At 56.3% G+C, this 24,637-nt stretch carries 19 protein-coding genes and 1 riboswitch; of the genes, 11 read left to right on the top strand and 8 right to left on the bottom strand.

Features of this window, described 5'->3' with window-relative positions; translation table 11 throughout:
• Positions 1-36 precede the first annotated feature (36 nt).
• The 7 genes from N675_RS06900 to N675_RS06870 all read right to left on the bottom strand — a co-directional run bounded on the left by N675_RS06900 (position 37) and on the right by N675_RS06870 (position 8,372).
• Positions 37-1,443, bottom strand: coding sequence for a M28 family peptidase (locus N675_RS06900; RefSeq protein ID WP_038038696.1), 1,407 nt, complete (start codon positions 1,441-1,443; stop codon positions 37-39).
• Positions 1,440-2,462 (bottom strand): PfkB family carbohydrate kinase, encoded by a 1,023-nt coding sequence (locus tag N675_RS06895; protein WP_081886915.1) that lies wholly within the window; start codon positions 2,460-2,462, stop codon positions 1,440-1,442. The genes N675_RS06900 and N675_RS06895 overlap by 4 nt, the downstream gene beginning before the upstream one ends.
• 5 nt (positions 2,463-2,467) lie before the next feature.
• Positions 2,468-3,319 (bottom strand): carbohydrate ABC transporter permease, encoded by an 852-nt coding sequence (locus tag N675_RS06890; protein ID WP_038038695.1) that lies wholly within the window; start codon positions 3,317-3,319, stop codon positions 2,468-2,470.
• The gene (locus tag N675_RS06885; protein WP_081886914.1) at positions 3,316-4,251 is read right to left on the bottom strand and encodes a carbohydrate ABC transporter permease; all 936 of its coding nucleotides are present in this window, start codon (positions 4,249-4,251) and stop codon (positions 3,316-3,318) included. Before N675_RS06885 ends, N675_RS06890 begins: the two co-directional genes overlap by 4 nt.
• Positions 4,252-4,309: 58 nt before the next feature.
• Complete coding sequence (locus N675_RS06880; protein ID WP_081886913.1) at positions 4,310-5,824, bottom strand: ABC transporter substrate-binding protein; 1,515 nt, start codon at positions 5,822-5,824, stop codon at positions 4,310-4,312.
• Between the two features lie 225 nt (positions 5,825-6,049).
• On the bottom strand, positions 6,050-7,660 hold the full coding sequence (locus N675_RS06875; protein WP_038038693.1) for an alpha-amylase family glycosyl hydrolase: 1,611 nt from the start codon (positions 7,658-7,660) through the stop codon (positions 6,050-6,052).
• A 232-nt stretch (positions 7,661-7,892) separates the two neighbouring features.
• Positions 7,893-8,372, bottom strand: coding sequence for a redoxin domain-containing protein (locus N675_RS06870; protein ID WP_231577958.1), 480 nt, complete (start codon positions 8,370-8,372; stop codon positions 7,893-7,895).
• Positions 8,373-8,522: 150 nt separating this feature from the next.
• Between N675_RS06870 and cysS the strand changes: the two genes are divergently transcribed.
• From cysS to N675_RS06815, 11 genes are all read left to right on the top strand, one after another.
• Positions 8,523-9,722, top strand: coding sequence for a cysteine--tRNA ligase (gene cysS / locus N675_RS06865; protein ID WP_038038692.1), 1,200 nt, complete (start codon positions 8,523-8,525; stop codon positions 9,720-9,722).
• Between the two features lie 76 nt (positions 9,723-9,798).
• On the top strand, positions 9,799-10,056 hold the full coding sequence (locus N675_RS06860; protein WP_038038691.1) for a hypothetical protein: 258 nt from the start codon (positions 9,799-9,801) through the stop codon (positions 10,054-10,056).
• Between the two features lie 214 nt (positions 10,057-10,270).
• Positions 10,271-10,771, top strand: coding sequence for a MarR family winged helix-turn-helix transcriptional regulator (locus tag N675_RS13650; RefSeq protein ID WP_197066276.1), 501 nt, complete (start codon positions 10,271-10,273; stop codon positions 10,769-10,771).
• A gap of 203 nt (positions 10,772-10,974) precedes the next feature.
• Positions 10,975-11,556 carry a TetR/AcrR family transcriptional regulator gene (locus N675_RS13645; protein WP_051914380.1) on the top strand — a complete coding sequence of 194 codons (582 nt, stop codon included), beginning with the start codon at positions 10,975-10,977 and terminating at the stop codon, positions 11,554-11,556.
• A 252-nt stretch (positions 11,557-11,808) separates the two neighbouring features.
• Positions 11,809-12,792, top strand: coding sequence for a phytoene/squalene synthase family protein (locus N675_RS06845; protein WP_051914378.1), 984 nt, complete (start codon positions 11,809-11,811; stop codon positions 12,790-12,792).
• Positions 12,793-12,797: 5 nt separating this feature from the next.
• Positions 12,798-13,640 (top strand): alpha/beta hydrolase, encoded by an 843-nt coding sequence (locus tag N675_RS06840; RefSeq protein ID WP_038038690.1) that lies wholly within the window; start codon positions 12,798-12,800, stop codon positions 13,638-13,640.
• Positions 13,637-14,785, top strand: a complete 1,149-nt coding sequence (locus N675_RS06835) for a glycosyltransferase family 2 protein (protein ID WP_038038689.1) — start codon at positions 13,637-13,639, stop codon at positions 14,783-14,785. Before N675_RS06840 ends, N675_RS06835 begins: the two co-directional genes overlap by 4 nt.
• A complete protein-coding gene (locus N675_RS13640) occupies positions 14,785-16,404 on the top strand; it encodes a carotenoid biosynthesis protein (protein ID WP_051914376.1) in 1,620 nt (539 codons plus the stop codon). Before N675_RS06835 ends, N675_RS13640 begins: the two co-directional genes overlap by 1 nt.
• Positions 16,404-17,945: a phytoene desaturase family protein gene (gene crtI, locus N675_RS06825; RefSeq protein WP_051914373.1), complete on the top strand. Its 1,542-nt coding sequence runs from the start codon at positions 16,404-16,406 to the stop codon at positions 17,943-17,945. The genes N675_RS13640 and crtI overlap by 1 nt, the downstream gene beginning before the upstream one ends.
• A gap of 8 nt (positions 17,946-17,953) precedes the next feature.
• Positions 17,954-18,940, top strand: coding sequence for a 4-hydroxy-3-methylbut-2-enyl diphosphate reductase (gene ispH / locus N675_RS06820; protein ID WP_051914371.1), 987 nt, complete (start codon positions 17,954-17,956; stop codon positions 18,938-18,940).
• A gap of 134 nt (positions 18,941-19,074) precedes the next feature.
• On the top strand, positions 19,075-22,047 hold the full coding sequence (locus tag N675_RS06815; RefSeq protein WP_231577957.1) for an FAD-binding and (Fe-S)-binding domain-containing protein: 2,973 nt from the start codon (positions 19,075-19,077) through the stop codon (positions 22,045-22,047).
• Positions 22,048-22,122: 75 nt separating this feature from the next.
• On the opposite strand, the gene metE is transcribed toward N675_RS06815, so the two are convergent.
• The gene (metE, locus tag N675_RS06810) at positions 22,123-24,417 is read right to left on the bottom strand and encodes a 5-methyltetrahydropteroyltriglutamate--homocysteine S-methyltransferase (protein WP_038038686.1); all 2,295 of its coding nucleotides are present in this window, start codon (positions 24,415-24,417) and stop codon (positions 22,123-22,125) included.
• A gap of 76 nt (positions 24,418-24,493) precedes the next feature.
• Positions 24,494-24,594, bottom strand: a riboswitch (SAM riboswitch).
• Positions 24,595-24,637: the final 43 nt, after the last annotated feature.

Raw genomic sequence — 24,637 nt, 5'->3', positions numbered from 1 at the left:
CGATTACTGTGTGCCCCAGCATCACCATACAGTGCTTTAGGCTTGAGGGAAGCGTCCACTCGCAAGAAGCTCGTCAAGGACACCCGCATCGGCCAGTTGCTGGCGAACAGCGGCAAGATCACGGCGCTGAGCGGGGAACGCCTCGTCCTCGCTCAAGCGCACAACCAAGCGGGCAGCGAGCATTGCGGCAAGTTGTACACCACGCAGTGAAAGCTTGTCGAGCGTATCAGCTTCCGTATGCCCCCAACCGCGGCCAATCATTCCAGCGGTCGCATCACGGCTGACGAGTGTGCCATTGGGAATACCGTGAACAGCAAATGGGAAATGGTCAGAATGCGCGTTGAGATCGTCACGAACGCCAAAGGGATAGGCGAGTTGTTGTCCAAGTTGCTGGAAATAGGGGACTAATTCTGCCCATCCAGAAAGGCGAAGCTCCTCCTGGCCACCGAGGCCGCGACCAGCGCCATCCAAATTGAGCATGAAGCGAATATGCTCCTGCGCATGGTGCTCGATGTGATACCACGAGCCGAATAATCCCAGTTCTTCAGCACCAAAGCAGAGAATGCGCACTGTGCGCTGGAGCTGACCACGGAGCGGCGCGAGGACACGCCCAACCTCAAGGCCCACGACCGCTCCGGCGGCATCATCAGTTGCTCCTTGCGAAATGTCGTGTCCATCATAGTGGCCGCCGACAAGAATCAGTTCATCCGCCTTTGTGGTGCCTGGGATTTCGCCGATGACGTTGTACGATACACTGTCTCTGGTACGATTCTGCGTTTCCAGCCGCAAACGAACCGTGCCCTGCTTGGCAAGACGACGCAACAGCATCCCGGTTTCGTAACTCAGCCCTAACCCTGGAATGGGCGCCTCAGCCTCATCTGCCCGGACGCCACGTGGTCCGCGTCCACGCAACCCGCCAGTGATATGGAGCTGGCCCGGGTTCTGATTAACGAACAAACACGCAATTGCGCCACGTTCAATCGCCCACCCAAATTTATCGATGCGATGGCTCTTCCGCTCTCCCGGGCGATTCGTTTCTGCATCAGTCAACACAATCCGCCCCGGGATAACATCACGGCACCGTTCAAAATCAGGCAACTCACCTTCACCAACGTCAACGACCTCACCTTCAATCGCTGCTGAAGGGCAGTACGGCATAGCGATCGCTGGGAGCATGCGCTGGAACGGCTCAACGAGGATCAAAGTACAAGGACCACGTTCCCACGTTGCGATCGGAAATTCCTCAAGCTGGACATGAGCAAGCCCATAGGCCTCCATCTTCTGCTTCAGAAACTCCGCAGCAGCATGTTCCTGCGAACTGCCAGCAAAACGATGCCCGAGGACATCGCAGAGGTAAACAAGATTTTTCCATGGCTCATCTGATACCCAGATCGCTCCAGCAATCTCCCGATCGATCGCTTGGAGTCGCTCAGCATCACTCACGATGAAGACTCTCCCTCCTGTTTAAGCCGTTTCCTAGGCATTGCCCGGCCGCGGCGTGCCCCATTTTGCTGATCAAGGAATGCCTCAACCCGGGCACGCCGCGGCAATGCTGGAATCGCTCCACGCCTTGTTGTTGTCAACGCGCCAGCAGCATTGGCAAAGCGCATGATGGTTTCAATATCCTCTGGCATCCACGGTTCGGCATGCTCTAAGAGGCCGACAAGCAACCCAGCCACGAAGCCATCACCGGCGCCTGTCGTGTCAACAACCCGTTGCACACGAAACCCGGGCACATCTCCTTGATGTGTATCGGTGTAATATCGGCAGCCAGCCGCTCCACGCGTGACAACGACGAGCCGTAAGCTACTGTGCCAAAGTGAGCGTACAGCTTGATCGACGTCGTCAAATCCTGGCGCCAAAAACGCGAGCTCTTCTTCGCTGACTTTGATGACATGGGCAAGCGCCCACCCAGCGCGAATACCACTGCGCGCTGCCTCAATAGACGGCCAGAGCGCGAGCCGCAGGTTTGGGTCATAGGAAACCAGCACATTGTTCGCCCGCGCGTGCGCTACTGCGGCCAATGTTGCAGAGCGGGCTGGATCAGTAATAAGCGAAATTGAGCCAAAATGGAAAATCCGTGCCGATGCGATAAGATCAAGCGGAAGATCGTCTGACCGCCATAGCATGTCAGCGCTGGGTTGCCCATAAAAGAGAAAATCGCGTTCTCCGTCTTCACGGAGGCTAACGAACGCAAGTGCAGTTCGCGCCTCTGTTGTAAAGCGCAACCCGCTGATATCAACACCAGACTGCGCTAAGACGTGAGCAAGAAAATGCCCGAATTCATCATCGCCTACTTGTCCAAGGAAGGCTGCACGACGGCCGAGGCGCGCAACACCAACGGCGACATTGGCCGGTGCACCCCCGGGCATTCGCCGAAACAATGATGACTCCGCCAGTGTTCCCTGGCGGAGCGCAACGAAATCAATTAAGGCTTCACCGCAGGTAACGACATCAACCACAAATGCTAACCCTTGACCGCTCCTGCCGTTAGCCCTGCTATGATCCGACGCTGGAAGATCAATGTCAAGACGATGAGCGGGATAGTGACAACGACTGTTGCGGCCATCATCTGCCCCCAGGGAATTTCAAATCCGCCCGATGTTTGCGGCGAGAAGTAGAAGATGGCCAGCGTCACTGTGCGCTTATCAGGCGTCTGGGTAAAGGAGAGTGCAAACAGGAACTCGTTCCATGCTGCAATAAACGCGAGTAATCCAGTCGTAACGAGTCCCGGAGCGGAGAGCGGCAGGAGAATGCGATAGAACGTCTGAAATGGTGAAGCGCCATCAACATACGCTGCTTCTTCCAAATCTTTTGGCAGCTGCCGGAAGAAGCTCATCAGCACCCAGACCGTGAACGGCAGCGTAAAGATAAGATAGCTGTAGACCAAAGCCTTCAGCTGGTTATACAGACCAAATTGCGTGATAATGGTATATAACCCACCCAACACTGAGATTGACGGGAACATGGTCATCGATAAGATGATATACCGCATGAGAGCGCGTCCCCGGAAGACAAAACGCCCGAGCGCATACGCTCCCATTGATCCAATCACGAGCGAGAGCAGTGTAACACTACCAGCGACAATTGCAGAGTTGAGCAATGCACGGCGGAACTGTCCACTAGCAAAAACTTGACGATAGTTCTCAAGCGTTGGGTGCGATGGCCAGTAAACAACTGGAGTCTTGAACTGAACAGAGTTCGGCACAATCGACGAACGAATTGCCCAGTAGAACGGGAAAACAAGGTAGATGATAATCACGAGAAGCAAGAGGTAGAAGAGCACGCGTGAGACTCGGTACTGCCACGTCCGACTCATGATTGCTCGACTCCCAACGTGGTCACATACGCCACCACGAAAATGCCGATAATCACGAAGATCAGCACACTGATCGCCGAGCCATAGCCGACGTCACTGAACGCCACAATGTTGTTCTGGGCATAGACGGCCATTGTCGTCATATCAGCGCGCGCTCCGAAGAGCACGTAAAACACGTCGAATACACGTAATGCATCTAACGTTCGAAAGATTAAGGCAACGACAATTGCAGGACGTAACAGCGGCAACGTGACGGTGAAGAATTGCCGGACTTTGCTGGCCCCATCAACCGTTGCTGCTTCATAGAGTTCGTCTGGAATAACCTGCAACCCGGCTAGTAAGAGCAGGGCAACAAATGGCGTGGTCTTCCAGATGTCAATAGAGGTAACCGCGAAGAGCGCAGTATCGGGCCGGGCAAGCCACGCAATGTTCTGATGGATCAGCCCGACGCGCTTCAGCAGGTCATTAACCACACCAAAAATGTCGTTATACATCCATTTCCACATCTGTGATGAGAGGACGGTCGGGATGGCCCATGGAACCAACATTGCGGCCCGCATGGGGCCACGACCAGGAAAGCGCGAGTTGACAACTAATGCAATCAGCAAGCCGAGCAGGAATTCGAAGAAGACCGTGATAATTGTGAATTCGATCGTCACCCAGACAGCATGCCACCACGCTCCATCAGAGAGCAAAAATCGATAATTTTTCAAGCCAATAATATGCGTTGCTTCAACACTTCCGAGGCGCTTATCAGTCAGGCTGTAGATAATCGTTTGTACAAGCGGAACCAATGCAACGAGCAAGACGACTACCAGAGACGGCAGAAGAAAGAGCCACGCGAGGCGAGCTTGGCGCTGAGCAAGGGTCAGCCCTCGCCCGCGTTGCAACGACGGAACAGGTCGGGCCCCCACGGCGGTACGCTGACTCATTGCTGCCTCCTCTCAACCAGAGCGTTCGAGGAAGCCCCGCCACGACTCACCGCATGGCTTAGCTGATGAGTCGCTGCAGTTGCTGGGCCACTTGCGGCAGGACTTGGGCAGCATCGCTGCCGTTCAAGATCTGATTCACGCCCTGGAAGATGATGGTCGATACCTGGTTATACTTCTCCCCAGTCTCACGAGATGGTCGCGTCACGCGGACAACGTCTTGCAAACTCTGCAGGAACGGCATGGCTTTCAGCACCTGTGGATCAGCCGCGACGCTCGGAATGGTTGGAACAAAGCTACCCACGACCGCGCGATAGGTCTGCACTTGTGGGCTTGTCATATAGCGAACGAACTCAATAGAAGCCTCCTTATTCTTCGAGTAGGCGGAGACTCCGAGTTGCCACCCACCGACGGTACCAACGTGCTTGTTCCCAGGTTGAGCTGGCAAGGGAGCAACATCGAACTTCCCCTTGATCGGCGAGTCCGACCCGCCCGCCAGCGAATAGGCGTAGGGCCAGTTGCGCATAAACGCAGCATTGCCGCCCTGGAACACTTGCCGCGCATCTTCTTCCTGATACGTCGTCACACCGCGGGGTGCAATGGTTCCGACCCACCCTCGCACTTTATTCAGGATCGCAACAGCATTCGGATTATTGATCGTCACCTTGCCATTCTCGATAAAGGTACCGCCGCCGCTTGAGGCCAGCCATTCAAGGGCATCACAGGTTAAACCCTCGTAGGCATTGCCCTGGAAGACGAACCCCACAAAATTTGCATTACTGCCCTTCTCTCCATCCATGATCTTCTTTGCGTATTGCTCAAGATCATCCCATGTTTCTGGAGGTTTGCTAAAGCCATATTTCTCCAGTAAGTCCTTGCGGTAATAGAGCATGCCGAAGTCACCAAACCAGGGAATGCAGGTCAGCTTACCATTCACCGTATTGTTCTCGACGATGGTGGGATAGAACTGTTTGATCTCGTTAGCGAAGGCCTGGCTCAAATCGAGCAGGTGAGGAGCAAACGCACCAGGCCAGATCACATCAAGCATCATGACATCAACGTCAGCTGACTTGGCCGAGAAGAAGCGCTGATACGTAGCATAGTTTTCAGTTGCACTCTGGGGCTTTGGTACGACGTTGATCTTGATCCCCGTCGCCTCAGAGAACTTCTTGGCAAGGATCTGGTCAAGTTCCGCACCAATGCCAACGGAATCACCATAGTAAGTAATTTGCTGGTTGCTGTACTTCTTGGCCTGGTCAGCGTTAAAGACTGCGGGTGGATTGTCTTTTGTATAGGTGACTGCTGTTCCGGTTGTGATCACTGTCGGCGTAGCACCTGCCATGCCGCTCGTCGGTGTCATGCCACCAGCCGTCGGGCTTGCCGCAGCCTTGGTCGCTGTCGGCTGCGCAGCCGGTGCCTGCGTTGGTGTTGGCGTCGCGCCACCGCCTCCGCATGCCGCCAGGAGCGCGGAGACCGCTGGAGCACTTGCGCCAACAATGATCCCCTTCAGGATTTGTCGACGGGAGAATCGCTGGTGTAACTGCCTCTCGAAACTCACGCGATTGTGCCAACTCATACCACACCCTCCATCACGTGCCTCACAACCAAACACAGACGATGGAGACACATCGCACGCGAATGTGTCGCGTATCACGCCCCCTTACCTCTGCGTTCTGGCTCTTGAAGCTCAACATAGCGGAATCCCACGTATAGCCTAACCTGAGTCCTGAGGTTTGTCAACATACATGCAGAAACAAGAAGGATCCCAAGTCGAGCTGATCAGCAAAGAGTTTGGCAGGAGTCAAGAGAGTGATGTTAGCTGCACAACCACACCCTCATGAGGTCGCAAGAAGCATTTGCCAGCACGCATTGCATCTCCCTCGCGGTCAAGTTCGGTTGAAAGGACGACGCTCCCCTGGAGAGGAAAACGGAATTGCACGGTCTGTTGCATGCCGGAGAAATTTAAGACAATTGCGAAATGACGGTTGTCAAGGCTCCGTCGATAGGCGAGAACCTGTTCTGTGACGGTAAGTGGCACATACTCACCGATAACAAGCGCTGGCTCAGCGCGACGCAGTTCGAGCAAGCGCCGGTACAGCGAGAGTAGCGATCGCTGGTCAGCACGCTGCTGCGCAACATTGCGCTCGCGATAGTCAGGCGCAACAGGGAGCCAAGGCTCACCCGTGGTAAACCCAGCATGAGGAGTCGCGTCCCACTGCATCGGTGTGCGCGCTGGATCACGGCTGAATTGCCGACCGAGCGTAAACGCAATCGGGTCTTGCAACCGCTCGGCAGGAATGGCGACATCGACCATTCCAATCTCTTCTCCATAATAAATAGTTGAGGTACCACGTAACGTTAAAAGCAACATCGCAGCCACACGCGCCTGCTCCACGCCAACGCGGCTTGCTAGTCGAGGCCGGTCGTGGTTTCCCAGCACCCAACTGGGCCAACCATGATCAGGAACCAGCGCCTCATATGTATCAACCGCTGCTGCAATCTCGCGCGGATCCCAGGGAAGTTGCAAGAGCGCAAAGTTGTAGGGCAAGTGCAGCTCTGGGGCATGCGGACAGCCAAAATAGTCAACCAGGCGTCCGGGCGGCAAGTAGATTTCTCCGATCAACACGCGTGCATCATACTGGTCAACCACCGCCCGAAGTTCAGCGAGAATAGGGTGAATTGCCGGCAAATCTGATGTGTAGACCGGAAGAAGTCGCTGATGTGGATATTCCGCGTCAGGACGGTAGTATGGATTCGGGGGATTGTCACGCAACAGGGGATCTTTCATGAGAAACCAAATCGCGTCGAGCCGAAAACCGGCCACCCCACGATCAAGCCAAAAGCGGATAACGTCATACATTGCCTGGCGCACAGCGGGGTTGCGCCAGTTAAGGTCAGGCTGCTCGCGCAAAAAAGTGTGGAGGTAATACTGGCCTGTTGCTTCATCCCATTCCCATGCACTCCCGCCAAACACGCTGAGCCAGTTATTTGGCGGTCCGCCATCTGGAGCTGGATCACACCAGATATACCAATCACGCTGCGGATGCGTACGGCTTGAACGCGCCGCCTGAAACCATGGGTGTTGATCAGAGGTATGGTTTGGCACAAGATCGAGGATAACACGCAGGCCACGCGCTTGTGCGGCGGCGATAAGCTCGTCGAAATCTTGAAGGGTCCCAAATCGGGGATCAACATCAGTGTAGTCGCTGATGTCATAGCCGAAGTCAGCCATTGGCGAGGGGAAGAACGGCGAGATCCAAATTGCATCAACACCAAGCCAGGCTAAGTAGTCCAATCGCTGCAGGATTCCGCGTAAATCCCCGATTCCGTCGCTATTCGTATCCTGAAACGATCGTGGGTAAATCTGATAGATCACTGCCCCTTGCCACCAGGGACGTGTTTGCCCTGCCACGACGTCGATACTCCTTCCCCCTTGTCATGCAGCTTCGTGCTTTCCCGCCGTTCTCTCTACTTCCACCCCATGCATGCAGATTCCAATGCATACGCAGTTGGCCCGGCAGAAGTTATGTCAACACTTCTCAACAATGCGCTATGCCGATACTGCCGTCTCACCACGCAATAGTCTGTAGAACCCTCTCAGCCCTGCAGTCGAAGGCTCTTCCGCCTGGATGATCCCTTCGGCTTCATGCCTGCCCGGCCCGCGCGCGCAAGTGTGCCAACGCGGCTTGCAGATTGGGTAAATCCCGTGGCTGCGCAACACGCTCGCGGTAGGTCACAATTCCTTGCGGATCAATGATGACCACGCCACGATCAGGTACCTCGCGGTAACCGATGAGCTCATCAAGGAGCATGTCATAGGTGCGGGCGACAGTTTTCTCCCAATCGCTCAGTTGCGGGAACGGCAGACCAAGCTCACGCCCCCAGGCAGCCTGAGCAAAATGGCTATCAGCGCTAATCCCGTAAATTTCGGCCTGGAGTTCGCGGAATTCAGTGTAATGGTCCCGAAACTGGACCATCTCGTTCGTTCAGCCACCAGAAAAGGCAAAATGGTAAAACACCAGGACAACAGTATGCTGGCCGAGTACTGCTGAGAGTTGGACGGGGGTACCAAGGGTGCTCGGCAAGGTAAAGTCTGGTGCACGCTCTCCGATTTGTACTCCCATCGGTCACTCCACTCCTTCCTGATCTTGCACACTCCATGCCTGCAAGTGGTAGCATAGCGAGGCGCTGGCATTCGCGCCAGCATCGCGCCTGTGTGTTACAGAACAACACCAAAGTGCCGCCAGAGGCTTGCTCAGGAAGAGGGGACACCCGTGCAACTCTACAACTCGCTGACTGGTCAACTTGAACCGTTTGCTCCGGCCGATGGACGAACGGTGCGGATGTACGTCTGCGGCGTCACCCCCTACGATACAACCCACATGGGACATGCGATGACCTACCTCGTCTTCGACGTCCTCAATCGTCTCTGCCAGCATCTTGGGTGGCGTGTGCGCTACGTCCAAAACGTGACGGACATTGATGATGACATCCTGCGCAAGGCACGCGAAGTCGGCGAGCCCTGGGATCGCCTTGGAGATCGCTATATTCGCCAATTTCAAGAAGATCTCAATGGACTCAATGTGCTCTGGCCATCTGTCTTTCCCCGTGCGACTGAAGAAATCCCGTTTATGATTGCGATCATTCAACAGTTGCTTGACCAGGGCATGGCATATGTCCGTGAGGGCAATGTGTATTTCCGCGTTACCAGTGATCCTGACTATGGCCACCTCTGTTGTTACGACCGGGAGACAATGATCAAGCTTTCAGCCGAGCGGGGCGCCGATCCGACTGATCCACGGAAAGACGACCCGCTCGATTTTCTTCTCTGGCAGGCTGCGCAGCCTGGTGAGCCAACGTGGGACAGCCCGTGGGGACCAGGACGTCCTGGCTGGCATATTGAATGTAGCGCGATGGCCCTAAAATACCTTGGGGCTCAGATCGATGTGCACGGCGGCGGCCATGACTTGATTTTCCCCCATCATGAAAGCGAGATTGCTCAGTCAGAAGGCTACACCGGCAGTCAGCCGTTTAGCCGGTTCTGGGTACATGTCGCCATGGTCGAATACCAAGGTGAGAAGATGAGCAAATCGCTGGGGAACCTTGTTCTTGTTCGCGATGTCCTACGCCGGCACAGTGGAGATGCTATTCGTCTCTACCTCTTGAGTCATCATTACCGTACTCCATTCGCCTATGAGGATGACGGACCAGCTCGCTTTGAGCCACTTGTCGCCCGGCTGAGGCAAGCAGTCGAAGCACCGAGCGGACAACACGCTCCCCTTGACTCAAGGTCTTTCACTGAGCGTGCGCTCCAAGCGCTTCAACACGACCTTGATACACCACGAGCAATTACTACGCTCGACGAATTTGCTCAAGCCATTTTGGATGCGAGCGCAGCGGGCCGGGATATTCGTGAGGCACAACAGGCACTTCGCGAACTCGGGACTGTCCTTGGTCTTACGGTTACGCGCTAATGCTTGACACGACGAGAAGGCAGTGTCACACTCGGCAATGCAAGGCGGCCGGAAGACAGGGAAGGAGGTAGTGGCCGTGCACGAGCTGTTCCCGATTGCTGCAGGAGTTCTGGTGGGCATTCTGGCGTGGCGTATCGCGTCGCCACGGCTTCGCGCACTCACTGTTGTTGTCCTGAGTGTGATCTTCGGAACACTTGCGAGCGCGATCAGTGGCGAACTGGCGATTAGCTGGGAGTTTCTCCTCATTGATATGCCGTTGGTTTTCCTTTCAGCAGCCGCAACTGCTGTCTTACTCCTGCGCTGGCGACCAGTCCATCAAACTGAACGGCGCTAGGGATTTCGAGTTTTCAGGGGCTGGAGGCGACCGCGGTATTGTGGCTGCCTCCGGCTTCTGTTTTTCTCACCTTCTCGCTCCCTCCTTATCTAGGACCTGCGTCTCCTGTGTTTGTGACAAACGCGCTATCGGCAACCTCCCGGTCGTTCTCTATGCTTGGGTACAAGCGACGGGAGCTTCGTTGGTTGCGATGGCGCGTCCATTGAATAGTCGCGTGACACGACAACGCGAACAACTCGCGCAGACGTTGTTGCGACTTTGTCAGGTCGTTGACCTTTTTGCCGAGGCGACCGGTACACCATCAACGCTTTCATCCCGTCAGCGCCTGGCGCTCGCGATTCTGGCAGCCAGTGGACCGCTCCGTCTCACCCAGCTCGCACAGCGGCTTGGCGTCTCCTTACCAACAGCGGCACATACGGTTGCCACCCTTGAGCAACAAGGATTCGTCTGTCGCGAGCGAGATCCCCACGATCGGCGAGCTGTCCTTGTCGCGATTACGCCAGAGGGAGAAGCAGCCCTTGACGCAAATGACCGACGTAGCGCGGTCATCCAGCAGGCAATCATCGCCCTTACCGATGAAGAGCTAGACGAACTCACCCGTGGGCTCACACTACTCTTAACGGCTTTACTGCAGCGTCTTGCTGGCCTCACCACGACGCCACAACCGGCGAAGACGACCTCACCCCACCGACGTCGCCATATTTCGGCAGCATAATCAATAATCTGATAGAAGGAAGGAACTGCAGCGGGTATACGCCAAGCGCGCGTTGAGTCGGCTGTGTTGCGGATGTTCCCAGGCCAAAGCGGCAAGAATAGCGTTCTCACATGACAGGAACGGCGAATTGACAAAATAACAGTCTTCCAGTATACTGCTAGGTGGGAGTGACGGTTCGGTTGGGCGCAGGCAGGAGGTGTCGCATGACAGCAGCGCCGAGCGCAGCGCGAGAGCGGGTACAGGCAGTTGCGGAGCGCCTTTTCGCCGAGCGCGGGTATAAAGCGGTGACGCTTCGCGACATCGCCCAAGAGCTTGGCATTCGGCAAGCATCGCTGTACTACCACTTCCCCGGTGGTAAAGAAGAGTTATATGTCACGGTTACGAGGCATGCGCTTGAGCGCCACCGCGAAGGAATTGAGCAGGCTATCCGGAGCGGCGGGGATAGCCTTGCTGGACAGTTACGCGCGGTTGCTGAATGGCTCCTGCAACATCCTCCACTCGACCTCGTCCGTATGGTCCAGGCCGATATGCCGGCGATTTCTGCTGACCATTCAAAGGAACTCCTCCAGTTGGCGCGCGAAGCCTTGCTGCGCCCGCTCGAGAACCTCTTTGCCGAAGCACGCGCGCGCGGCGAAACCAAGCGCAGCGATGATCGGCTCTTGGCCGCGCTCTTCCTCTCGATGGCTGACGGCATTCAAGTTGGCGCACGCTTTGCCGAGAGCGAAGCACGCACCTATCTCGACGAAGCGCTCGACACATTCCTTCACGGCGTGTTGTCACGCTAGCCACGCACCGGGCAGGCTGGCGTTTTCCATTATCCCTTCGAAAACGTCAGCTTGCCCGGTATCTGTCTCTCCACGACTAGGAAGTCATCGCACAGCGTGTTCAACGAAAACATCCGTATAACATTACAGCGTGCATACGACACAACGAGCCAGAGTTGACAGCTGATGACCATATCGCTCACTTGCGCGGCAGTTTGCTGGGCACTATACTTGGAAGTGATAGAGGGATTCTATGAATAATTAGGTAGATTCATGGAGCGGGCAAGCGGCGGCAGGGGCACCTCGATCGAGACGCCAGTCTTGTGGACGAAGGCAGACGAGTTGTCTTCGAAGCCATACCGTGCAGTTCCCTCTTTCGATCGACTCATGGCCCAGCACGCGAAAACGTTTACCTTCGCCACATACTTCTTGCCAATGCCTTCTCGCTTTCATACTATCACACTTTACGCCTTCTTCCGTACACTCGATGATCTTGTCGATGCACAGCCACTTGACCAGTCTGCACGTCAAGCGGCGCAGGAAGAACTGGCTGCCTGGCGATCGTGGTTTCAGACCTCCCCCCGCTGTATTGCACCACGAGAACCACTTGGTAGTATGCTCGACACACTCATCCAGCAGTATGCGCTTCCCGTGGCACCCTTTCTTGATTTTCTCGATGGTCTTGAGTATGACCTTGGCCCGGTCTTTCTTCCTTCGTTTGCGGCACTACGCAAGTACTGTTACCAAGTTGCTGGAACAGTCGGAATCATCATGGCATGTGTGCTCGGCGCGCGCAGCGCAGCCGCATTGCAAGCAGCCGAGCACCTCGGCATTGCCATGCAGCTCACGAATATCCTGCGTGACCTCGGAGAAGATCTTCGCCATAATCGTATCTACCTTCCCCAAGATGAACTGCACCGCTTCGGCCTTGATCCTGTGACAATACGGTCCTGGGCAGTCTCCGGCCAAGGGCCAGATGACCGTTTACGCGCGCTCCTTCAGTTCCACCGCGTACGTGCTGAAAGTTACTACATGCTTGGGCTACGGGGAGTGCCATACTTGCCGCTTCGGTCGCGGTTCGCTATCGTGCTCGCTGCACGTCTCTACCGTCGCATCCTTGATCGCATTGAAGCACGTGGCTACGACACCTTACGTGGCCGCGCCGCGACGAGTTTTGACGAGAAGCTCAGTGAAGCACTGATTGTCGCTGTTCTGATGCTCTGGGAACACGTCCGAAATCGTTATATGGGAGGATAACAGCGATGACCTCCGTTTCGGCCTTGCAGCCTGAGACGTTCTTTGCTGATCCAGTGCATGACCCGTTTGTCCTCGGAGACGGCCCAATTGGATTACTCATGCTGCACGGCTTTATGGGCACACCAGCCGAGTTTCGTCCTCTCGCGCATGAAATCATCCAGACTGGCCAGATCACATGCTACGCGCCACTTCTGCCAGGCTTTGGACGCCAGGTGAACCGGCTGCCACAGCAACGGGCGGCAGATTGGATCACCGCAGCGCAGAATGCATGGCGAGAGATTCGCCACCGGCATCCAACTGCCATCCTCCTCGGCTACTCTATGGGTGGCGCGCTTGCGATACTCACTGCTGCCGACATCTTGCCGACTCGGCTCATTTTGCTTGCCCCGTTCTCACGTCTGCTGCCCGGCGACTGGCGTGCTCGTCTCCTGCCGCTCATTCGGTGGATCGTGCCGAGTATCCGACCTTTCGCTCAGATGGATTTTGACGACCCAGAAACGCGGCGCTTCTTTGCTGAGAGCATGCCAGGCTTAAACATCGATGATCCAACAGTCCGTGAAGGACTGCGCAATGTACGCTTCCCGCTCGCCGTGCTCGATGAGTTACGTAAAGTTGGACTCCAGGCACTCCGCGCCGCCTCCCGTATCTCGTGCCCGACTCTTGTCATTCAAGGCACACTCGATACAACAGTGCCTCCAGCGACGACGCGGGCGCTCGTCCAGCGCATGCCTGCTCCGGTCGTCTGGCATGACCTCCCAACTGACCACACTTTGCTGGCCCCTGATCGCCCCTTCTGGGCAGAACTGGTCACGCTGATTCAATGCTTCGCGGTTGGAGAACTGACATGATGCGCAGCTCAACGTTGCCACGCATGCTTGCGCTCGCACAAAGCGCTGCTGGCCTTGCTGTTGCCAGCAAGCTCCTGCGAGCTACACGACGTCGAATCATCCCCGCCACAACCAAGCCGCAAGAGGCCTGTGTCACCGTTATTGTTCCGGTGCTGAATGAGCAAGCACGCCTTTCTTTGTGCCTTGAAGGAGCGATCCAACAGGGGCCGAGTGTCACGGAAATTCTCGTTATCGATGGCGGATCCACTGATCGAACACGCGACCTCATTGCCGCCTATGCTGCACGCGATCGACGAGTACGGCTGGTTGATGCTGCTCCCATTCCCCAAGACTGGAATGGGAAAGCCTGGGGACTTGAACAGGGATGGCGGGCCAGCAATCCCCACAACCAGTGGATCCTTTGCCTTGATGCCGATGTCTGTCCGGCAGCCAACCTGACTGATGCGCTTGTGTCCTTTGCACTGGCTGAACACTTATCTGTACTCAGCGTGGCAACGCAGCAAGTTCTCCCTGCAGATCCACTTGCTGGCCTTCTACACCCCGCTTTTCTCACCACGTTAATCTATCGCCTCGGTCCGCCAGGGAACATCACAACGAACTGGGTCGAAGCACAAGCCAATGGCCAATGCATGCTGATTCATCGAAATGTTCTTGAGATCCTCGGTGGCTTCACGCCTGTGGCACACTCCCGTTGCGAAGATGTTACCTTCGCTCGTCTTGCTGCCCAGCATGGCATTGCAGTTGGTTTTTTCGAGACCGCTGGCCTCATTTGGGCACGGATGCATCGTAACGGCAACGATGTCTGGCACAACTGGCCGCGGTCTCTCACCTTGCGTGATACGCTGAGCGGCTGGCGCGTGTGGCGCGACCTACTGGTTGTCACGCTCACGCAAGCTGTTCCATTACCATTGCTGCTGGGCCTTCGATTTTGTCAAAAGCGACCGTCAGCGCTCACGCTTGTCAACGGGATCCTCCTTGCCATTCGCCTGGGCACGTTGTGGGGAGCACGTACCGCCTACCGAACACGTCCCTGGACTTACTGGCTTAGCCCACTTTGCGACCCTGTGGTCACAGGACGGCTTTGGCACAGTGCATTACAGCGCAAACATCTCTGGCGCGGGCGCATACTCGAAGGGAGCGTCTAATGCGACTCGTACGGCTGTGCTTTGTCGGCCATCTTCTGGCTCTGACGTTTGGGCTTGGCGGCTTGCTTATCGCCCTGCGCTCGCCTGACCTTTGGAGCCACAACCCACTGGCACTTCGCGTCTATGCCTTCGGCATGCACTATGGCGGTAGCCTCCATATCCTTTTCGGCATGCTGACCATGTTGCTCTTTGGGCTGTATGCACTCGGCGCCCGGCGCACGTTGACCTTCTTTGTAGCGACGGTGGTGATTTCACTAAGCTCTGAACTCATTGGCACGAGCACAGGTTGGCCATTCGGTAACTACGCGTATACCAGTGGATTGGGGTTCAAAATCCTGGGACGCGTACCATTTACGATTCCACTTTCGTGGTTCTACATGGGCTTTGCCTCGTACTTGCTTGCCTCACGCCTCCTCCTGCGACTCCGTTCACGGACAACGCTCTGGCCATCGGTACTGCTTGGAGCGTATTTCCTCGTCGTTTGGGATCTTGTGCTTGATCCAGCAATGGCGCACCCAGCACTTACCGCACGGTTCTGGGTGTGGGAGCGGCACGGCCCGTATTTCGGCATGCCTATTCAAAACTTCGCCGGATGGGCTGCGACTGCCGTGTTATTCATGGCAGTCAGTCGTTGGCTCTGGCGGAGCAATCTCACGCATGCAGAGCTGCAGAGCCTCATTCCACTTGGGATCTACCTTGCCAATATTGCCTTTGCCTCTGCATTGAGCATCAGCGTTCACCTGTGGATGCCAGTTGTGCTCGCTCTCGTCCTTGGCGTACTCCCAGCAATCCTCGGCACGCTCTGGCCTACTCATCCCGATACGCCAGACGGAATACAACGAGCTGCGCGACGTGCTCAGCGCACCACGGCAGAATCCCCCGCTATACCAGTGACCGAGCGCGTGGCTCGAATTTTGCTTCAATTTGCCAGTCGTTTTGTGTCAAGCCGTCTTGATGTTCATGTCTCGGGCTGGGAACACGTTCCAACAAGAGGCCCGGTGATTCTTGCCTGCCGTCATTACCATCACCTGTACGATGCGACACTCCTGATGGCCACAAGCCCGAGGCCACTCAGTTTCCTTGTCGCACTCGATTGGGCTACCACGCCTCGTTTGCGTTGGATTATGGAACAACTCTGTGCATGTGCTGGCTGGCCCGTTGTCTTGCGAGTTGAACGACTGGAACAAGGCCAGAGTGCCTACCAGCTCTCTGAGCGCTCAGCACGCGTTCTTCGTGGGGTTCGCGATGCTCTGCAACGGCTGTGCGCTGGAGAGGCACTTGTTGTCTTCCCCGAAGGTTTTCCAAATATTGATCCCCACTGGACGCCAAAACGGGATAACCAGGACTACCTTCCTTTCCGCCCTGGCTTCGTCTGGCTGGCCCAGCGTGCCGCTCACATCAACAAGCAACCCATTCCTATCGTGCCGGTCGGTCTCGCCTACACATTCGATCAACGATGGCATGTCTCCCTCAACATCGGCGAGCCGATTTTCGTCTCTGACCGTGACGACCGTGAGCAGGTTCGTGCCATGATCGAGGCACAGGTTCATGCTCTTTCAACGCCAATGCCAACGTTGGCCATCAAGCCCAGGCAGCAACTCGGTCAAGGAGAAGCATAATGCACCGTGTCATTGTCATCGGCGCAGGCATCGGCGGCATTGCCGCAGCGATCCGGCTCCAAGCAGCTGGCTACCACGTCTTGCTCGTTGAGGGACGTGATCAGCCTGGTGGGCGAGCGGGTGCCCTGCAACTTGGACAATATCGCTTCGATATGGGGCCAACCCTGATCACTGCCCCAGACCTTCTTCGCGAGCTTTGGGCACTCACTGATCGCGAACTTGAGCGTGACGTGGTCTTATCACCGCTTTCGCCGTTTTATCGCATCGTCTTCGCTGATGGACGCACCTTCGACTACTGGGGTGATCCTGAACGGGATGAAACGGAGATCGCGCGCATCGCTCCATCTGACGTCAAGGGCTATCGCGCGTTCTTGCACGCGACACGCCGTATCTATCAGCGAGCTTTTGCAGAACTTGCTGGAGAGCCGTTTGATCACTTCACCACGTTTCTCCGTATTGTGCCAGAACTGCTTCAGCTGCGCGCCCACGAAAGCGTCTATCGCTTTGCAAGTCGCTATTTCCAATCACCGGAACTCCGGATCGTTTTTTCCTTCCATCCGCTCTTCATTGGTGGCAATCCGCTACGAGCCAGCGCGATCTACAGCATTGTGCCCTACCTTGAGCGACAAGGCGGTGTCTGGTTTGCCCACGGGGGCATTCGGGCACTCGTGCAAGCAATGGTCGAACGTTTTCAGGCACTTGGCGGCGAAATGCTGCTCAATGCACCCGTCAGGCAGATTATCGTACGCAACGGCCGTATCCATGGTGTGCAGCTTGCGGATACCACAGCAATTCCCGCTGACATTGTTGTTGCCAATAGCGATGTAACGAAAACGTGGCTCCAGCTTATTCCGCCCGATGCGCGTCCGTGGTGGACATGGCGCTTACCACGCCTTCGCTATTCTATGAGCTGCTTCCTGCTTTATCTCGGTTTGAAGCATCGTTTTCCGCAACTGGAGCGCCATACGATTATGATGCCCGGGGACTATACAGGCCTCTTAGCCCAACTCTTTGATGGCACCACGCAGTTAAGCGAGCTTGCGTTCTATCTGCATGCCCCGGCGACCACTGACCCATCCTTTGCTCCTGCCGGGCAGGAAAGCCTCTATATCCTTGTTCCAGTACCACATCTGGGGCACCTGCCTCTTGACTGGGCCGCTGAAGCCCCGGCATTTCGTGCTCGTATTCTAACGACACTTGAGTATGTTTATGGGCTTCAGGGGATTGCCAACGCCATCATGACCGAAGCACAGTTCACGCCGACTGACTTCGCCACCCAGCTTCAAAGCTGGCATGGCGCAGCGTTCTCCATTGAACCGACGCTCACCCAATCCGCCTATTTCCGTCCACATAACCGGGCACGCACAATTCAAGGCTTGTACTTTGTCGGTGCTGGTACCCATCCCGGAGCTGGGATTCCCGGCGTCCTCCTTTCGGCAGCGATTACTAGCCGTCTCGTCCAGCAGGATTGGCCTGCGCCACGATCGTTCCGCCTTTCATCTCCTCTTCCGACCGGCAGTCAGCGGGCATACGGAAAGTGAGTTGAACCATGACTGAGCAGACGCTTCATCATCAGCATCCGGCAACGACACCCCTCGATCGACGTATCGTCCTGGCACCGGTGTTTGGGTATTGCTGGGGTGTGCGACGGACGTTGGCCTTACTTGAGCGTGCCGCTTCTCAAGGGCCGTTGGCTACCGTCGGCGACGTTATTCATAATCCTCAGGTCGTTGCAGCATTACGTTCCCGAGGAATCGAACCAGTGGGTAGCGTTGCCGAAGCAGCAGCACGAGGCTTCCAGCGCATTGCAACGACCGCGCATGGCGCTGGCCCTGGCCGCGCCCAGGCAGCGCAGCAAGCCGGCCTCGAGCACATCGATCTAACCTGCCCACTTGTCACCCGTGTCCAACGACTGGCTGCCAAGCTGGTCGAACAAGGCTACTATCTCGTCGTCTATGGCGACGCGCTGCATCCCGAAGTTCGCGGGATTCTCGCTTGGGCCGGAACCAGCCGAGCGTGTGCTGCACTTGCTCCCGAAGCAGTACCGTGGCTTACGAATAACCATATTCCCCATAAAGTGGCAATTATCAGCCAAACCACGAAAACAGCCGACGGGTTCGCCACATTTGCCAAGCGAGTTGTCGGACCAGTGATCGCTACTGGCGGGGAAGTACGTGTTGTCAACACGATTTGCCAACCGACACGTGATCGACAGGACGCGATTACTCATCTCGCCGAGCAAGGCGTTGAGCTCGTTCTGGTTGTTGGCGGTCGCAAAAGCTCGAATACGGCTCGACTTGTTGAAGTCGCGCAGCAGCTCGGGCTTACCGCTACGCGTATTGAACAGGCTGATGAAATCGTCCCAGCGCTTCTCGGCGATGCACGCATCATCGGTATTACCGCTGGGGCATCAACGCCTGATTATGTCATTACCGCTGTCATTGACCGGCTTGCAGCGTTTGGCTACGCGCGTCCAGTCTGGCCCTCACAGCATGATATCGGCGAGATCGACGATGAAATGGCATCTCTGACTTAGGACTTACGCTAGTCGCTTGAGCATCCATAGCCCAGCACACCGTTGTAGACTGATACCAACAGCATCCAGGCAAGCTGCATCGCGCCGCTTGCTTGGCACCGATAATTCGCCTTGACATGAAAGGGGCAGGCGAAGTGAGCATCCAGGCAGCGAGCACGGCAACGATGCCGGCGGTCGACGCCGACACGCTGCACACGCTTGAGCAGGAACTACGGTGGCGTCTTGATGGCGAGGTTCGATTCGACCTTTACAGCCGCATGCTGTATAGCACCGACGCAAGTAACTACCAGATCGAACCTTATGGCGTAGTTATCCCAAAGACCTACGACGATGTTCGGGGAACGCTTGAGCTTGCAGCGAAATATGGTGTCCCGGTCATTCCCCGCGGCGGTGGGAGTGGTCTCGCCGGACAAGCCGTCGGCCGCGCACTCATTATTGATTTCTCCAAATATCTGAATCAGATTATCGACCTTGACACAACGAGCCACCGTGTCCGTGTCCAACCTGGCATTGTCTTGGCGCAACTCAACGCCAAGCTGCGTCGCCATGGGCTGATGTTTGGTCCTGATCCATCCAGCGGCGATCGAGCAACAATCGGCGGTGTTGTGGCGAACAATTCATCGGGCGCTCACTCAATCCTCTACGGCATGACGAGTGATCATGTTATCGACGCACACGTCCTTCTCGCCGATGGTCATGAGCTCACGCTCCGTGAACTTTCTGACGAAGACCTGCAGCACCGTGCGCGCCTGTCCACCCGAGAGGGACAACTCCTCCGCGACTTGCTTGCGCTCCGAGAGCGCTATGGTGAAGCAATCGTCCGCGATTACCCTCGGCACTGGCGTCGGGCGAGTGGCTACAGCTTGAAGGAGTTAATCGCCGAACGCTTCAATCCCGCTCGACTGCTTGCCAGTTCAGAAGGAACGCTTGCGGTTGGGTTGGAGTACACGCTCAACCTCGTCCCACGTCCTAAGCAGACAGGGCTTGTCTTACTCCAATTCGACGATCTTGTTGCGGCGATGGCGCTCGTTCCTCGCATGCTGGAATGTGAACCATCAGCAATTGAGCTGATGGACGGCATGCTTATTTCCCTCACCCGGCAACAACCAGGCTACGCACAGAAGATTGCCTTCATTACTGGCAACGCACAGGCAGTCCTTGTTGTCGAATTTTATGGTGAATCGGATGCTGAGCTGCAGGATAAAGCACAACGTCTACTCCATCATCTCGCGGGGGTCACCTTCGCCGAGGAGCCGCTCGTCATTCTTGATCCTGGGCGCCAGGCCGATGTCTGGGCAGTTCGCAAAGCAGGCCTGGGCCTTCTGATGAGCGTTCGGGGCGATGCAAAGCCGATACCCTGTATCGAAGATGTCTCAGTTCCTGTTGAACACCTCGCAGAGTATGTGGCGGAAATCAACCGCCTTGTCGCCGAGCATGGCACCAAGGCCGCCTTCTATGCACATGCGAGCGCTGGTTGTTTGCACGTTCGCCCGCTTATTAACCTTAAGACGCTTCAAGGCGTCCAGGCCATGCGCGCCATTACCGAAGGCGCAGCCGAACTTGCTGTGCGCTTTGGCGGAGTGATGAGTGGCGAACATGGCGATGGCCTCGCGCGTGGCGAGTTAAATCCTCGGCTCTTCGGCCCGACGCTCTACCAGTGTATGAAAGAATTGAAGGCCACCTTTGATCCCCAGAATCTCCTCAATCCGGGGAAGATCGTTGACTGCCCGCCGATGACTGAGAACCTGCGCTACGGCCCTGATTACCACACCATTGACATCAAGACGCACCTGAGCTTTGAACGAGAAGGCGGGTTTGCTCGAGCAATTGAAATGTGCAATGGTGCAGCGGTCTGTCGCAAACTGGGTAGCGGGACCATGTGCCCCTCGTACATGGCGACTCGCGACGAACGTGATACGACGCGAGCCCGGGCCAACGCGCTTCGCAATGCCCTTGCAGGTCGCGTGCTTACTCCCCAGCATTTCACGGATAAGCGCACCTATGAAGTGCTCGATCTTTGCCTGTCTTGCAAAGCCTGCAAGACTGAGTGTCCTTCCAGCGTGGACATGGCGAAGATCAAAACCGAATTCCTGGCGCACTACTACGCCGAGCATGGCACACCATTGCGCGCCCGTCTCTTCGGCAATATTCACGCGCTAAACAAGCTTGGCGCACCGGTGGCGCCCATTGCGAACCTGGTGCTCCATAGCCCACTTGGCAATCTCGGCAAGCGGCTGATTGGCGTTCATCCCGCACGGTCACTGCCACATCTTGCTCGGCAACCATTTGACGCGTGGTTCCGCAACGTCCATATACCACGCGGTGATGGTACTCGCGGCCCAGTCGTCTATTTCCATGACACCTTTACTACATACAACTATCCGGAAATCGGCCGAGCGGCAGTTGCTGTCCTTGAGACAGCGGGCTATCGTGTCATCCTTGTCGAGCGCCGCGCCTGCTGCGGCCGGCCGATGCTCTCCAAGGGATTAGTTGAGCAGGCACGCACCAATGCACGCAAGAACGTTGCGCTTCTTGCGCCATACGCCCGAGCCGGTATCCCGATTGTTGGCACTGAGCCAAGCTGCATTCTCACGTTTCGCGATGAATACCGCGATCTTTTGCCAAATTCGCCAGATGTTGAACTCATTGCAAGCCAGAGCTTTATGATTGATGAATTTCTTGCGCGTGAACTGCAGCACGGGGTGCAGCTACCCTGGAAAGCAGAAGCTGGCCCACACGTCCTATTCCATGGGCATTGTCACCAGAAGGCACTTATTGGAGTTGGACCAACGCTGCAGGTGCTGCGCGCAGCAGGGTGCACGGTCGAGGAAAGCGGCGCAGGTTGCTGTGGCATGGCTGGCTCATTTGGCTATGAAACAGAACATTATGAGATCTCTCGCAAGATTGGAGCAGAGCGACTCTTCCCGAAAGTTGCAGCACAAGCACCAGACACCGTAATCGCTGTCGCTGGTGTTTCCTGCCGAGAGCAAATTGCGCACTTTACTGGACGCCGCCCAGTACACGTTGTTGAGGTCCTTGCGAGTCGTCTCGAGCCAGCTGTCCAATCAGCCGCAGAGCCTACGGGGGTGGCGCTTGCGGCCGAATAACCGAGCGGCCGAACATAGTCGAGGGCGGGGAGAACTCCCCGCCCTCGCTACTTTACACGCTGAAGGAGCACGTTGCTAGGCATCGACACGGGCGAGATAGCGCTCCCGCATGCGTCGCGCGGCCTCAACCATATTCGTCAGTGAGGGCCAGACCTCTTCGGGCCGACGCGTCTTTAACCCACAGTCAGGGTTGACCCAAAGCTGGCGAGGATCCAGAATCTCGGCAGCACGGAGGAGCAACGATTCAATCTCATCAACACTTGGCACGCGTGCTGAGTGCACGTCATAGACGCCGGGGCCAATTTGACGTGGGTAGCGATAATCCTGAAACGCACGCAGCAATTCTCCCTGGCTTCGACTATTTTCGATTGAAATCACGTCCGCATCCAACGCATCAATAGCTGCAATGATGTCGTTAAACTCGCTGTAGCACATGTGAGAGTGAATTTGTGTTTCATCCCGCACACCTGAAGATGCAAGACGAAACGCCTTCACGGCCCAATCAAGGTAGTCATCCCAATCCTTCCGCCGTAGCGGCAACCCCTCACGGAGCGCCGGCTCATCGATTTGAATAACCTGGATTCCCGCAGCTTCAAGATCACGTACCTCATCGCGGAGCGCCAGCGCAATCTGATAGGCAACTTCGCGTCGTGGCAAATCTTCCCGGACAAACGACCAGTTGAGAATCGTTACTGGCCCAGTCAGCATACCTTTCACTGGCTTTGCCGTGAGCGATTGTGCATAGCGACTGACGTCGACCGTCATCGGCTTAGGGCGATAGATATCGCCAAAGATAATGGGTGGGCGCACAGCACGACTGCCATAGGACTGCACCCAGGCATGTTCCGTTAAGACAAACCCGGCAAGTTGCTCCGCGAAGTACTCGACCATATCACTCCGTTCAAACTCGCCATGTACGAGTACATCGAGGCCGATTTCTTCCTGCCGGCGAATCACGTCGGCAATGCGCTCGCGAATAAACTGCCAGTACGCTTCATCGCTTAACTTCCCACTGCGCCAGCGCGCACGAGCGGTCCGCACATCTTGTGTCTGTGGGAAACTGCCAATTGTTGTCGTGGGGAAGAGGGGCAGTTGAAGACGTGCCTGCTGGAGTGGTGCACGCACGTTATATGGCGAGCGACGGCGAAAATCATCCTCGCTCAAGGCAGCGATACGCTCTCGTGTTGGCCGGTGGTAGAGCTGGCTGGCATCAAGACCAAGGCGGAAATACTCGGCGTTTGCTTCAAGCTCAGCTAGAATCGCTGACCGGCCCTCATTGATCCCACGTGTTAAGATCACGACCTCTTCTAGCCGTTGTTCAGCAAACGCGAGGAGTGCACGCACGTTTTCCGGCAAGTGCTCCTCGAGTCGCACATCGTGTGGAACGTGGAGCAGGGAACACGACGGTTGTACCCAGAGCAGAGCAGGATCAACGTGCTCAGCTAGCTCCTCCAGCAACTCCAGTGCTTCAACCAAATTCGTTCGCCAGATATTGCGACCATTGACCACACCAGCCCCGAGGACTTTCCCGGCAGGGAATCCGTGCTCATTGAGCAGTGAAAGATTCTCTGTCCCACGAACAAAGTCAAGGCCAATCCCTTCAATGGGCAAGGCTGTCACAAGGTGCCAACTCTCAACATCGAGACTGCCAAAGTAGGTTTGCACGAGAAGCTTTGGACGATGAGAGAGTGATCCAAGCATTCGATAGGCTTGTCGGACAAGGGCCAGCTCCTCGGCAGTACGATCCTGGACGAGGACGGGCTCATCAACTTGCACCCACTCGGCGCCTGCATCTGCCAGGCGCTCGAGGACGCGTGCATAGATGGGTAGAAGTGCAGCAAGGTGATCAGCGAGCGGTCGTGAATGATGCTTCCCGAGCAGAAGCAAGGAGACCGGGCCAAGCAGCACAGGCTTTGCTGCACGGCCAAGCATCGTTGTCGCTTCGACAAATTCATCAAACGGCTTCGTGCTCGCCAGTGCAGGCTCAGGTCCCTGAAATTCAGGGACGAGGTAGTGATAGTTCGTATCGAACCACTTCGTGAGTTCAAGCGCTGGAATACCTTCGGCTCCCCGTGCCATGGCAAAGTAGGTTGACAAACTCACCGTTTCCTCACGCGGGCCAAAACGCTCGGGAACAAGTCCAACCAGGCAAATAGCGTCGAGAACGTGGTCATAGAAGCTGAAATCATTGCAGGGAATCAAGTCAATGCCAGCCTGTTGCTGCACCTGCCACATCGCTCGGCGGATTGCCCGGCCCGTCTCTACCAGCTGCGCTTCATCAAGGGTCCCTGCCCAAAAGCCTTCAAGAGCACGTTTGAGCTCCCGGCGCTTGCCAAGGCGTGGATAGCCAAGAGTCGAACTTTGTGCCATGCTGCACCCCCATACACAATGTGCCCTCCACAGAACCGTGGAGGGCACTACCAGCCAATATCCTCACGTCCTTAGACGCGCATCGTGCGGAAACTTTCCGCCGGCATTGGCACCTGGCGCGATCGCGCTGGTTGCCGGGTTTCGTCGGGCCGTTCCCTCCACCACTCGGAATGCGCGTCATCAGCGCATAATGTTCTGGCTCACGATACCACGACCTGCC

The organism is Thermorudis peleae, assembly GCF_000744775.1.
In the GTDB taxonomy this organism is placed as follows: Bacteria; Chloroflexota; Chloroflexia; order Thermomicrobiales; family Thermomicrobiaceae; genus Thermorudis; species Thermorudis peleae.
Note: the sequence above shows the minus strand (reverse complement) of the source record. Positions and strands in the feature narration are given on the sequence as shown.